The 13036-nt window shown below is 71.8% G+C and carries 9 protein-coding genes; 7 read left to right on the top strand and 2 right to left on the bottom strand.

What is annotated here, in order from left to right:
* Positions 1-399 precede the first annotated feature (399 nt).
* The 5 genes from AC07A4_RS11645 to AC07A4_RS11625 all read left to right on the top strand — a co-directional run bounded on the left by AC07A4_RS11645 (position 400) and on the right by AC07A4_RS11625 (position 7907).
* Complete coding sequence (locus AC07A4_RS11645; RefSeq protein ID WP_478596279.1) at positions 400-1662, top strand: phenylacetate--CoA ligase family protein; 1263 nt, start codon at positions 400-402, stop codon at positions 1660-1662.
* Positions 1659-2933 carry an MFS transporter gene (locus AC07A4_RS11640; RefSeq protein WP_478596277.1) on the top strand — a complete coding sequence of 425 codons (1275 nt, stop codon included), beginning with the start codon at positions 1659-1661 and terminating at the stop codon, positions 2931-2933. Before AC07A4_RS11645 ends, AC07A4_RS11640 begins: the two co-directional genes overlap by 4 nt.
* Complete coding sequence (locus tag AC07A4_RS11635) at positions 2930-4078, top strand: GNAT family N-acetyltransferase (protein ID WP_478596274.1); 1149 nt, start codon at positions 2930-2932, stop codon at positions 4076-4078. The genes AC07A4_RS11640 and AC07A4_RS11635 overlap by 4 nt, the downstream gene beginning before the upstream one ends.
* A complete protein-coding gene (locus AC07A4_RS11630; protein WP_478596272.1) occupies positions 4075-5295 on the top strand; it encodes a LuxE/PaaK family acyltransferase in 1221 nt (406 codons plus the stop codon). Before AC07A4_RS11635 ends, AC07A4_RS11630 begins: the two co-directional genes overlap by 4 nt.
* Positions 5296-5375: 80 nt before the next feature.
* Positions 5376-7907 carry an acyl-CoA reductase gene (locus AC07A4_RS11625; RefSeq protein WP_478596270.1) on the top strand — a complete coding sequence of 844 codons (2532 nt, stop codon included), beginning with the start codon at positions 5376-5378 and terminating at the stop codon, positions 7905-7907.
* On the opposite strand, the gene AC07A4_RS11620 is transcribed toward AC07A4_RS11625, so the two are convergent.
* Positions 7897-9468 (bottom strand): alpha/beta hydrolase, encoded by a 1572-nt coding sequence (locus tag AC07A4_RS11620; RefSeq protein WP_478596267.1) that lies wholly within the window; start codon positions 9466-9468, stop codon positions 7897-7899. The genes AC07A4_RS11625 and AC07A4_RS11620 overlap by 11 nt on opposite strands.
* A 685-nt stretch (positions 9469-10153) precedes the next feature.
* Between AC07A4_RS11620 and AC07A4_RS11615 the strand changes: the two genes are divergently transcribed.
* Both AC07A4_RS11615 and AC07A4_RS11610 read left to right on the top strand, forming a co-directional pair.
* Positions 10154-10735, top strand: a complete 582-nt coding sequence (locus AC07A4_RS11615; RefSeq protein ID WP_478596264.1) for a TetR/AcrR family transcriptional regulator — start codon at positions 10154-10156, stop codon at positions 10733-10735.
* A complete protein-coding gene (locus AC07A4_RS11610; RefSeq protein WP_478596261.1) occupies positions 10732-11259 on the top strand; it encodes a dihydrofolate reductase family protein in 528 nt (175 codons plus the stop codon). Before AC07A4_RS11615 ends, AC07A4_RS11610 begins: the two co-directional genes overlap by 4 nt.
* A 369-nt stretch (positions 11260-11628) precedes the next feature.
* Here AC07A4_RS11610 and AC07A4_RS11605 read toward each other — a convergent pair whose 3' ends face one another.
* Entirely contained in the window at positions 11629-13035 is a 1407-nt protein-coding gene (locus AC07A4_RS11605; protein WP_478596259.1) for a dihydrolipoamide acetyltransferase family protein, read from the bottom strand.
* Position 13036: the final 1 nt, after the last annotated feature.

Genomic DNA, 13036 nt, shown 5'->3' with positions numbered 1-13036 from the left:
TGCGCGGGGATGTCGTCGTGGGTCTCCCAACGGCTGCGCAAGCGGCAAGCCAGGGCCGCGGCGCGAGCGCTCCTTCCACACCCCAGCGGTACACCCCGAGTCCGGACGCGGAATCCGGCCACCGAACAGGCCCCGCGCTTGATGCCCCGTCAAAACGCCCACCCCCGCGGAGGCAAGGGAGCGATGGCCAAAAGCCGTTGCTGATGTGCGGCCCGAACGCGAGTGGGAATTCGAGGCGTTCTCCATGCGGTAATCTTCTGGGCGCAGTCCGTGACACCGGCGGGCCGTCCGTGACGAAAGCTCCGGACAGGCCCCGGCAGACGGGCGCCACCCAACCACACCAGGCGAACTCTCCCACAGGGATGTCGCCGCCTTCGTATGCCGCAAAGCAGGAATTTGATGCCCGTTCAACCATTGACGGAACTCATACGCTACGTTCGCCGTCACTCCCCGTTCTACGCCGAGCTCTATGCGGGACTCCCGGACCGCGTCACCGATCTGACGCAGCTTCCGGTCGTGCCCCAGGCCGCTTTCTGGCAGGCCAATACGCCCCGGGACAATCAACTCCTGACCGGCCCTCTCGATGAGGCCGTCGTCTTCAAGAGTGGTGGCACGACCGGCTCGCCCAAATTCTCCTTCTACACCCGTGAGGAATGGCGGGACTTCACCACCGCCTTCGGCGCCGGGCTCGTGGAGTGCGGGCTGCGCCCCGGCCACCGGGTTGCCGACCTCTTCTACGCCGGTGAGCTGTACGCCAGCTTCACCTTCATCCTCGACTCGCTGCACCGCTGCCCCGTCGCCAACGTCAGGCTGCCCATCGGCGGCGCCGCGCCGCTGGAGTCGACCGTGCACACCCTGGAGCAGTTCGACGTGGAGGTGGTCGCGGGCACTCCGACCACGCTGTGCGCCCTGGCCGACCACCTCGTCACCGCCGGGCGGCAGCTCCCACAGGTGGAGCTGCTGCTCTTCGGCGGGGAGAGCCTGTACGCGGACCAAGAGCCGCTGCTCGCCCGCGCGTTCCCCAACGCCCGGCCCCGCTCGGTGGGGTACGCCAGCGTCGACGCCGGACTCCTCGGGTGCGCCGTGCCCGGCCCCGACCCGCGGGTCCACCGCGCCTTCACCCCGTACAGCGTCGTGGAAATCCTCGATGAGGAGACCGGCGAGCCGATCACCGAAGCCGGTATTCCCGGGAAGGTCGTGGTGAGCGACCTGCGTCGGCGCCTGATGCCCGTCTTGCGCTACCCGGCGGGCGACCGCGCCGAGTGGACCGGCAGCCAGGACGGTCACTTCCGGATCCTGGGCCGCTCGCAGGAAGGCGTGCGCGTCGGGCCGGTCTCGCTCTACACCCAGGACGTGCAGGACCTCGTGCGACGAGCCGACGTGGCGGGCCGGGTGACCGGAGTGCAACTGGTCCTGCGCCACTGGGAGGGACGCGACGGTCTGCTGCTGCGCCTGGCGGCCGACGCCGATTCCGCCGGACGCGACCACCTCGCCGAGGCGATCGGCAAGGAACTCCTGACACAGCGCCCGCTCTTCGACGAGGCCGTGCGATCCCGGCACATCCATCCGCTGTCGGTGGAGTGGGTGCGCCACGGCGACCTGGCCGTCAACACGCGCTCGGGCAAGCTGATCCGCGTCGTGGACGAACGGCTGGGCTCATGACCGCGACCACGAGAGCGGGCGGCAGACTACCCGTCGTCCTGCGCAACCGTTCCTTCGGAGCGGTGTGGACCGCGCAGGTCCTCACCCAGGCGGCGGCCCGGATGTTCCAGGTCGGCGTGGTGTGGTGGCTGATCAGCCAGGCGGCGGGCGCCGACCGCGGCGTCGCCTCGGGGGCGTTCCTCGCCGTCAGCACGCTGCCTCCGGTGCTCCTGGTGCCGCTGGTCGCCCGAGTCATCGCCCGCTGCCCGCACCGCACCGTCCTCGCGGGCGCTGCGGCCGTGGCGGGCCTGGTCGCCACCGCGACCGCCACCTGGACGTACGCGGACCAGCTGCCCACCGCCGCCGTCTACGCCGCGGCACTTCTGCTCGCGGGCTGCCAGGCCCTGTTCGACCCGTGCCTGACCACCTCGGTCCCCGAACTCGTCGAGGACGCCGACATCGAGGCCGCGACCGGCTTCGAGCTGTCCACGCAGTCCCTGGCCGGGCTCGCGGGCGGCCTCCTCGGCCCGCTCCTTGTCGACGCCTGGGACCTGGCGGGCATCGTCGCCGGGTGCGCGGCCGCCTACCTCATGGCGGCCCTGCTCATCGCGCTGACCCGCTTCCCCAGGGCCGCCACCGGCACCGATGCCAGCGCACCGGAGCGCCGGACGCTGCGGCAGATCCTGGCCGACCTGCCCTTCATCCGGCGGGCCCTGCTCTGCTTCGCCGTGGCGAACGTCTTCACCACGGCCGTGTACGTCGTCATGCCGCTCTACACCCGCTCGGTCCTGCACGGCCAGGGCTCGACCGTCGCCGCCCTGGAAGCGGCCCTCGGCGCGGGAACCCTGCTGGGATCCTTCACCGGAGGGCGCCTGCCCGGCGCGCCGACCACGGTCGGCGGCAGCTGCCTGGCCCTGATGGCGCTCGCCCTCGCCCTGCCCGGCATCGCGCCGAGCGCGTCGGTGGCCCTGGCGGCGCTCGCCCTCGCGGGCTGGTGCCTCGGCACCATCGGCGTACGCTTCGTCGCCCTGTTCCAGCGGTCGGTACCGGCCGCCGACAAACCGGGGTTCTTCGCGGTGATGCAGGCGCTGCTCGGCGCCACCTTCCCGCTGTCCTCCCTGCTGTTCGGAGCGCTCGGCGACCACCTGGATCCACGCTGGCTGTGTCTGATCCAGGGGGTGGGCCTGCTGCCCGTCGCAGCCGCCCTGTTCCTGCTCGGACGACAGCACGGACACGTGCAGGCGCCTGACGTTCCCGACGCGGCCCCCGTCGTCGCGGAGGCCGTGCGATGACCGCCACCCTCGCCCCCGCGACGCTCCAGGACATCGCGGACCTGCGACAGCTGTACTTCGACGTGTACGGCCACGGCTACCCCGTACCGCTCGGCAGCGACCCCGCGGTGATGCGGCGGCTGATCACCGACCCGCACACGCACTGGCTCACCGCCCGGCTCGCCGACAGCGGCGCCCTTGCGGGCTCGGCGGTCGTGCAGACCGACCCGGGCAGCCGCATCGGCAAGCTCGTCGGCCTCGCGGTCCACCCCGAGCGCCGCCGGGGCGGCCTCGCCGGGCGCCTGACCGGCGCCGTGTGCGACGCGGCCTTCGCCGCCGAGCGCCTGGACTCCGTCTACGCCACCGTGCGCATGGTCACCGAAGGCCCCCAGCAGGTCGTGGTCCGCAACGGCTTCAAGCCGCTCGGCCTGCTGCCCAACGCCGCCGAAGTGGCGGGCTGCGAGAGCCTGGGCCTGTTCGCCCGCTTCGCCGACGGCGTCCTCGCCCGCCGCGAGAGCGTGCCCAGCGCGCCCGCCGCGCTCGGGCCGCTGCTCACCGCCGCCGAATCCAGCACCGGCGTCCCGTACGCGGTGCTGCCCGCGGACACCGGGGGCCTCGTCGGCCCCGAAGGCCCGGCCCAGCCGCCGACCGCGGACCTGGAAGTGATCAGCGCGCCCGGGTTCGTGCGCCGCCGCTTCCTCGAACTCTTCCCCGACCCGGCCGGACGCTACTACCCGCTGCACGCGCCCACCGCCGTCCTGGTGCCGCCGGACGGTTCGTTCGAGGCGTACGTGGACCTCGACCCCGTCGCCGGGAGCTGCGCCCTGATCGCCGTGCACCCCCATCCGGCGGCGGTCACCCACGCCTTGGAACCCCTGATGAGGACGGTCTCGCGGTCCGGCGCCGACTATGTGGAGACGCTGCTTCCGCTGTCGGACACCGCCAGCCTGACCGCGTTCCTGGCCCAGGGCTTCGTCCCCAGCGCCGTCTACCCGGCCATGCGCCGCATCGGCGACACCTTCCACGACTACGTGGTGCTCTCCCGCACCAGCCGCCAGATCGACTTTCGGACCATCGCCGTCAGCGGACCGCTCCAACCGTATGTGAGCGCCTACTTGACGGCCTGGACCGCCACCTACCTGCCCCTGCACGAGGTTGCTCAGTGAACACACCTGCCCTGGAAACTCCGGCCGTTCCGCATGCCCCGGACGCTCCGGTCACCCCCCATCTCGCGCCCGTGCGCGTCCCGGACGCCCACGCCCTCGCCCACGTCCAGCGCCTGTGCGACCTGCCGGAGCCGTACGCCCACGGGCCCGCCACCGACGCGCTGTTCGCGGCCGCCATGGCGGAGGCCAACGACTGGCACGCCGCCCGCTCGCCGTTCTTCCGCTCGCTGCTCGCCGACGCACCCGAGGCCGCTGCGGCGACGGTGGGCGCCAACGTCCGCACCCCGCTGGTCCATGCCAACTTCTTCAAGCGGCACGAAGTGCTTTCCATTCCGCGCGAGGACGTCTTTCTTCATCTGACCTCCTCCGGCACCACCGGCCAGAAGTCACAGATGTTCTTCGACGAGTGGACCATCCGCTCCGCGCAGCGCATGGTGGCCCGGATCTTCGACCATTACGGCTGGATCACCCCCGACCAGCCCGTCAACTACCTGCTCTACAGCTATGAACCCGCCCCGAGCATGAAGCTCGGCACTTCCTTCACCGACAACTACCTGTGCGACTTCGCCCCGGCCAAGGACGTCACCCACGCCCTGCGCCACACCGGCGACGGCCACGAGTTCGACGTGCACGGCTGTATCGCCGCGCTGCGGCGCTACGCGGAGGAGGGCCTGCCGGTCCGCATCCTCGGCTTCCCCGCGTTCTTGCATTTCACCCTGGAGAGGATGCGCGCCCAGGGCACGCCGCCGATCCAGCTGCCCGCGGGATCGCTGGTGGTGCTCGGCGGTGGCTGGAAGGGCCACGCCGACAAACGGATCGGCAAGGAGGAGTTCTACGCGCAGGTCACCGAGCTCCTCGGCGTCGAACCGGAGCGCATCCGTGACACCTTCGGCTCCGTGGAGCACTGCGTGCCCTACATCGAGTGTGCCCGCCATCGGCTGCACGTGCCGGTGTGGTCCCGCGCCGCCGTGCGCGACACACGGACCCTGCGACCGCTGCCGTACGGCGAGCGCGGCTTCCTGCACCTGGTCTCCCCGTACATCACCTCCGTACCGGCCCAGAGCGTCGTCATGGGCGACCTCGCCTCCCTGCACCCCGCAGAGGAGTGCGGCTGCCCGCTGCCCACACCGTGGTTCACCATCCACGGCCGCGCGGGCGTGAGCCGCAACCGCAGCTGCGCGGTGGCCGCCGCCGAACTGCTGAAGGGACGGGCATGAACACCCCGACGACGACGCCTGGGACGACGACGCCCGAGATAACGGTCCCCGAGACAACGACCATGGAAGCACCCCTCAAAGTGACCCCCGCAACGACCGAAGCCGTCCATTACTGGCAGGGCGAGTTCCTCGACGACACCGAGGCCGCCGCCCGCCTGGCGGACCTTCCGGACCTGGTCGACAAGGCCCTGGCCCAGCCCCTTCCCACCGAGACCGTACTGAGCGCGTGCGCCGCGCTCAGCGCCGCGCTGAGCGATCCCGCAAGCGCGGTCCGGGAGCGACTCACCCCCCACTTCGCCGACCCGGCCGATGCCGAGGGGACGCTCACCGAACTGGCCGCCGCGCTCGCCCGGCCGGCCCTGGAGCGCAAGCTGCGGCGCGAGCTCGGCGGTACCGCCCCGGAGCGGCTGACCCGCCCCGACGCCCGCGAAACCGTCTTCGAGGCCTGGGCCCCGGTCGGCCTCCTTGTACACATAGCCCCCGGCAACGCCGCGGCCGTCGCCCCGCTGAGCGTCGTCGAAGGCCTGCTCACCGGCAACGTCAACGTCCTCAAGACCAGCAGCGGCGACACCCTGCTCGCCCAGTACCTGCTCGCCGAACTGGCCGCCGCCGACCCCACCGGCGCGCTCGCCCGCCGCATCGTCGCGCTGCGCTTCTCCTCCGGCCGCCAGGACTGGCTGCGCCTGCTGTGCGCGCCCGCCGACGCCATCGCCGTATGGGGCGGCGAGGACGCGGTGGCGGGCATCGCCGAACTCGCCCCGCCCGGCTGCCGACTGGTCGAGTGGGGCCACAAGATCTCCTTCGCCTACCTCACCCGTGACGCCTGGCAGGACCCGACGACCCTGGACGCGCTCGCCGCGGACGTCTGCCGCCTCGATCAGCAGGCGTGCTCCAGCCCTCAGGTGGTCTACCTCGACACCGAGGACGCCGAGGACGTCTTCGCCTTCGCCGAGGCCTTCGCCCCCGTCCTGGCCAAGGCCTCCGCGGCCGCCGCCCCGGCCACGCACCCGGACACCGCGGAAGAGGCCGAGATCACCACCACCGAACTGCTCGCCCGCCTGGAACAGCACCTGGGCCTGACCAAGGTCATCGCCGCCGACGACGGCACCTGGCGGGTCCTCGCCGACACCCGACCCGCGCTCACCGCCTCCCCGCTGCACCGCAGCATCTGGGTCAAGCCGCTGCCCGCCCAGGACATCACTGCCACCCTGCGCCCCATGCGCCGCTACCTCCAGACCGCCGCCGTCGGCGGCAGCCGCACCGACATCGCCCGGCTCTCGCGCACCCTGTTCACCGCGGGCGCGCTGCGCGTCACTCCCGTCGGCGGCATGCTGGACAGCTACGACGGCGAGCCGCACGACGGGGTCTACGCGCTCCCGCGCTACAGCCGCCGCGTCAGCGTCCAGACGGCCGAGGACTTCACGACCACCGCCTGCCTGGACGACCTGGTCGCGCCCCTGCCCACCCCCGCCCCGCCGACCGGCGACCTGCTCGACAAGGCAGCCGTGCAGCGGCAGTTGGCGACGCTGGCGCCCGAGCACGCCCAGCTGTACTTCCGCAGCGGCGGCACGACCGGCGCCCCGGCCCTGTCCCTGTTCACCCACCACGACTACGACACCCAGATGCGGGCCGCCGCGCACGGCCTGCTCGCCGCCGGGTTCGACCCCGCCCGCGACCGGGCCGCCAACCTCTTCTTCTGCGGCGACATGTACGGCGGGTTCATCAGCTTCTTCTCCATCCTGGAGCGCCTGAACGCCACCCAGATCCCGATGGCGGCGAGCACCGACCACGAGGCGGTCGCCAAGGCCCTGGTCACCCACCGCGTCGACACCCTCTTCGGCATGCCCTCCTACCTGTGGCAGCTGTTCCACTCCCAGGGCGAGGCGCTGCACTCCTACGGCGGCATCCGCAAGGTGTTCTACGGCGGCGAACACTTCACCGCCGAGCAGCGCCGCACCCTCACCGACACCTTCGGCGTCGAGGTCATCCGCTCCGCCTCCTACGGCAGCACGGACCTGGGCCCGCTGGGCTACCAGTGCACGCGTGCCGAGGGTTCGGTGCACCACGTCCTGACCGAGCTGCACACCGTGGAGATCCTCGACCCGCAGGAGGACCGCCCGGTGGCGCCCGGACAGACGGGCCGCCTCGTCTTCACCAGCCGTCACCGCTCGGGCCAGCGCCTGGAGCGCTACCAGATCGGCGACCTCGGCCGCGCGGTGGCGGGCGTCTGCCCCTGCGGCAGCCACGCCCCGCGCATCGAACTCCTGGGTCGCCACGGCGACGTGATCCGCATTGGCACGTACTTCTACAACTACCGCCGCTTCGTGGAGATCGCCCAGGAACACCTGGGCTACAGCGGCGAACTCCAGCTGGTCCTGACCACCGAAGCCGCCCGCGAACACCTCGTCGTACGCCTGGAACGGCAGTACGCCACCGACCCGCACCAGGCGCGCACCGCGTTCCTGGCGGCCATCCCCGACCTTGCGGCCGCCGTCACCGAGGAGCTCCTGCTGACCTGCTCGGTCGAACTCGTCGACGGCCCGAGCCTCGAGCGCACGGCGGGCAGCGGCAAGCTGCGCACGGTGATCGACCTGAGGAGGATCACGGCGTAAGGCGGAGGGGGCCGGGGCGGCACACCGCCCCGGCCGTCCTCACCCCGGCCGGATCGACCGCCGGGCAACTCGCGCCCTGGGCCGGGACCTTCAGCGATATCAGATAGTCGTCTATGGCCTTCTGTGCGCAGGGGCTGCTGCTGTACGTGCCGTGGCCCCAGCCCTGGTAGGTGTGCAATACCGCGTTGTCGCCCAGCTGGTCGGCGACATTGGTGGCCCAGCCGTAGTCAGACGCCGGGTCGTGGAGCGAGTTGGACAGCAGAATCGGCCGACTCTTGCGCACCTTCAGGCGATGCTGCGGGTTGTCCGGCTCCGGGGCGCCCAGGCAGGCCGAGACGGCCATCAGGGCACGGGGGTACTTCATGTCCGGCGCGATCCTGGCGACGCGGCGCAACTTCCGTGCGTAGTCCTCGTAGTCACGGACCGGCAGGCTCCAGTCCTGGCAGAAGATTTCAAACGGGTTGGCCTCGAGGGCGGGTTCCGGCTTGCCCGGGGGCTTCCTCTCTGCCCCCGTGGCGGCCAGTCCCCGCGTCCCCGCCTCACTCTCGCTCAAGCCGCGCAGGAACTCGCCTAGCCTCGCCCACTCGGGGTCGTACAGCAGCTTCATCACGCGGACGTTGAGGTCGAACGGGGTCAGCGCTCTGCCGTTGTCCCGGAGCTCCCCACGCTCGGCCCGGTCCAACAGGTCACCCCAGAGGGCCCGCACGTCCGAACCGTGCAGGGCGCAGCTGTCGTTCCGTCCGCACCACGCCACGAACTCGTTGAAGGAGTCCTGCAGCGTGGCGGCTTGAGTGGTGAGGAAGCCTCTTGTGCCCAGGCTGTGATCCACCACTGACTCCAGGGCCAGGGCGCGCACCCGCTTCGGGTACCGCTCCGCGTACTGCTCGCCGAGCAGCGTGCCGTACGAACTGCCGTGGAAGGTGAGGGACTGCTCGCCGAGTGCTGCCCTGATGGCGTCGAGGTCTTTGACCATGCTGAGGGTGTCGACGTGGTCGAAGAGGCCCTTCTCGGTGTTCTTCCCGCAGTCCTCGCGCAGCTCACGGTTGTACTTCACCGTGGCGTCGAACGCGGCCTGGCTCTTGATGACCGTCGGCGGACGCCTGCCGAGGAGCTCCCGCGAGCAGCGGACCGGGTTGCTGATCCCCACGCCGCGCGGATCGAAGCTGACGATGTCGAACCGGCTGCGGAGGCGGTCGCTGAACCGGCGCATGGCGTCCTTGTCCACGATCCGTCTCACTCCTGAGTCCCCGGGCCCGCCGGGCCCGAACACCATGGAGCCCACGCGCGCACCGGCGTCGGTGGCCGTGCGCCGGGCCAGCTGGAGGTCGAACTTCTCTCCGTCCGGCTTGCTCCAGTCCACTGGCACGGAGAGTGCGCCGCACTCCGCTGAGGCGTCCTCCTTGCACGGCTTCCACGCGATGCGCGAGCTCGCTCCCGCTGGCCCCGGGGCCCGCTCCTCGGGCGCTTCTCCGCCCTCCCGTCCGTCGGGCACCCCGGTCGCGGCCTCGGCACCCGCGAAGCCGACCAGCACGGCGAGCGCTGCGCCCCAGACGAGGGGCAACCGCCTTCTCCAACGGCGGCCGCGCCGCTCAGCCGATGCGTGGCTGTCGACCATAGTGACTGCTCCTTCGGTTGGTCTCAGGTCTCGATCTTCGCTCGCTTCGCGCTCCGCCCGACATCCGGCAAGACCCTGAATTGCCCCGTAAGGGATGGAGGTCAACCAGCCCTGATTGCCCCCGAGTTGATGTCATCCGATTGGTTCATCGCATGAAGGCGGCGGCTGGATGACGTCTTCATGGTCGCCGCCGCAGAGGCCGACCCCGGGGGTGAAGCTGTCGCGGGCGGTGAGCACGGGGGCGGCCGTTTGCGGCGTGTTGTGCTGAGAGGTGGCGCCTGGCGGCGACAGGTCGGCTGGGGTCCGCTGACGCTCACGCTCCTTCTCGGGGCGGGGCCGCTGGTTGCGGCCGGGCGATTCACCGGGGTTGGCCGGTCTGATGATGGCCGTGCAGCGGCGGGTCGATCCCGTATGCGGCGACCAGGTCGAGCAGCCGCTGGGTCCGGTCGGGGTAGGGGCGGGCCCGGATGTCGCCGTGATTCGGCCCCGGCGTCCTAGCTCAGACACGGGCCGCAAAGCAGCGGGTGGCCGCATCCGCGCCGCAGCGGTCTGCGCGGTCTGCTCGTCGCTCACCTAATAAATGAACAGCCATTTATTAACGTGCTACAGTCGACTCAGAGAGGAGGAAGTCATGCCACGACCACGCGTCACCAGCGACACCCAGATCCTCGCCGCCACGGCGCGCGCCATCGGCGCCCACGGCCCTGGCAAGCTCACCCTGGCGCACGTCGGCGCCGAAGCGGGAGTCTCCCCGGCGACACTGTCGCAGCGCTTCGGGTCCAAGCGGGGTCTGCTGCTGGCCTTCGCCGCAGGTGCCGCAGCGGACGCCGCCGCGCCCTACCGCAGGGCCCGGGCCGCGCACGAATCACCCCTGGCGGCCCTGCACGCCGTCGCCGACGAGTTCGCCGGTCACATGTCCACCCCCGAGGAGATGGCCAACCACCTGGCCATGCTCCAGCTCGACCTCGCCGATCCAGAGTTCCGCGTCCATGCCGCCGAGCACACCCACGCGGTCGACGCGGCCCTGCGAGAGCTGCTCGCCGACGCCGTCGCCAGCGGCGAACTCCCCTCCGGCACGGACGTGCCGCGCCTGGCGCGCGCTGTCCAGATCACCACCGACGGGTCCCTTCTGCGGTGGGCCCTGACCGGCGACGGCGACCCCGCCGCCCTCCTCCACGACGACCTCGACCACCTGCTCAGGAGCACCCCGTGACCTTCACCGCCACCGTCTTCATCGGCACCAGCCTCGACGGCTACATCGCCCGCCCCGACGACGACATCGAATGGCTGACCTCGCGCGGCGAACAGGCCGGCGACATGGGCTTCTTCGAGTTCCTCGGCTCGGTCGACGCCGTGATCATGGGCCGCAACACCTACGACAAGGTCATCGGCTTCGGCGAGGAGAACTGGCACTACGGCGACCGCCATGTCGGCGTCCTGAGCACCACCCTTCCCGAGGATGTCGACCCGCGCGTTACCGTCTACCGCGACATGGACAGCCTCGTCGCCGACCTCGACAAGCGCGGAATCAAGCACGTCTACCCCGACGGCGGACGCCTCGTCCAGAGCTTCATCGGCGCCGGACGCGTCGACGCGTTCATCATCAGCGTCGCCCCCGTCCTGATCGGCGCCGGTCACCGCCTCTTCGGCGAGCTGACCGAGGACGTCCCGCTCCGCCTGGACTCGGCCACCGACGTCGGCGGCTTCGCGCAGCTGCGCTACACCGTGGAGAAGTAGCGACGAAATCGGGCGGGCCGGTGATGCCGCAGGCGATCTCTGTGTGACGCAAGGTGGCCAAGTGCCCTGCGGGCTCTGCCGGTCTTCCGGGCCCCTTCTCGATGAGGGCCGAAGGGGCCGCGGATGCCGTGCCGTCCACAATGTGCCTCGGACCGCCGCGAATTGAGCGCGCGGGCCCGCACGCACGAGAGCGCGCGGGCCCGCAGCGTGCGCCGCTTTCGACGACACAGTCAACGTACCCGCAGTGGGATCGCCGTCGAGCAGGGCCAAGGAGCGCCGCGCAGCCGAGCGGCACGCGGGCGATCGCGTGCCGCTGCCGTACGTTCACGGCACGCGCGTTCACACCAGGCGCGTTCACGGCACGCGCGTTCACAGCAGCAGCCGCAACGGCTCTTCCAACAGCGCCGTGAACTCCCGCATCCAGCGCGCCGCCACCACCCCGTCCACCGGGCGGTGGTCCACCGACAGCGTCGCCCGCAGCACCGGCTCGGCCCGGACCTCGCCGTCGGCCACGACCGCTTCGGGTCGGGCCGCGCCCACCGCGAGGATCGCCGTCTGGGGCGGGTTGATGATCGCGGTGAACTCTTCGGTGCCATAGGTGCCGAGGTTCGACAACGTGAGGGTGCCGCCCTCGAGTTCGGCCTGGCGCAGTTCGCCCGCACGGGCCCGGGCCGTGAGGTCGGCCGTCGCTGATGCGAGTGCGGTAAGCGGCAGCTGGTCCGCGTCGCGTAGTACGGGCGTGAGGAGCCCGTGCTCGGTCGCCACGGCGATCGCGACGTCCACGGTGTCATACGTCCGTACGCCGTCCTCGGCCCAGCGCACATTCAGTTCCGGGACCGCCCGGTGCGTGCGGGCGGCCGCGCGTATGAGGAGGTCGTTGAGGGAGATGCGCGGGGCGCCCTCCAGGGCGGTGAGGCGCTGGCGCAGCTCAAGGAGCTCTCCGACGCGGGCTGAGCCGCGCAAGTAGAAGTGGGGCGCGTCGTGCTTGCTGTGGGTGAGGCGGGTGGCGGTGGCGCGGCGGGCGCGGGTGTGGGGCACCAGGTGGCCCGCCCGGCCGTCGACGGCAGCCGCAGGGGGAGCGGGCGGCTGCTGGCTGCGTTGGCGGGCGATGGCGGCGAGGATGTCCGCGCGCACGACGCGGCCGCTGGGCCCGGTGCCGGGGATGTCCTGGTAGGTGAGGCCGGCTTCCCGTGCGAGGCGGCGGGCCAGGGGGCTGCTGAAGACCGGGGAGGAGGCGGGGGAGGCGGCGGAGGCGCGGGTGGCGGGAGCGGCGGGTGGCGGGCCACCTGCGGACCCCTCCGGTCGGGGGCCGCCATCGGGCCGAGGGCCGCGGTCGCCGCCGCGGCCCTTGCCGTCGTCGTTGCCGCCGACCTCGTTGCTACCGCTACCGCTACCGCTACCGCTACCGCTGTCGCCGCCGACCTCGTCGCTGTCGCCGCGGCTGTCACCGCCGCCGTCCTCGCCGTCCCCGCCGCCAGGCACGCCCGCGCCGGCGTCACCCACCCCAAGGGCATCGTCAGCCGCCCCAGCCGACTCTCCTGGCGCGCCCAGGACCGCCACCGCCGCCCCCACCCCGACCACCGCCCCCTCGGCGACGAGCTGACGCAGCAGCACCCCGTCGGACTCCGCCTCGATGTCCACGGCCGCCTTGTCGGTCTCCACCGTGGCCAGCACGTCGCCCGCGGCGAACGCGGTGCCCGGTGCCAGTGGCCAGGCGCGCAGCACCGCCTCCGTGGTGCCCGCGGCCACTTCGGGGATGCGCAGGATGCGGGCCATG

The sequence above is a fragment of the Streptomyces sp. NPDC043996 genome (genome assembly GCF_056435225.1).
The sequence above is the reverse complement of the archived record's forward strand: the minus strand, read 5'-3'. Positions and strand labels throughout refer to the sequence as shown.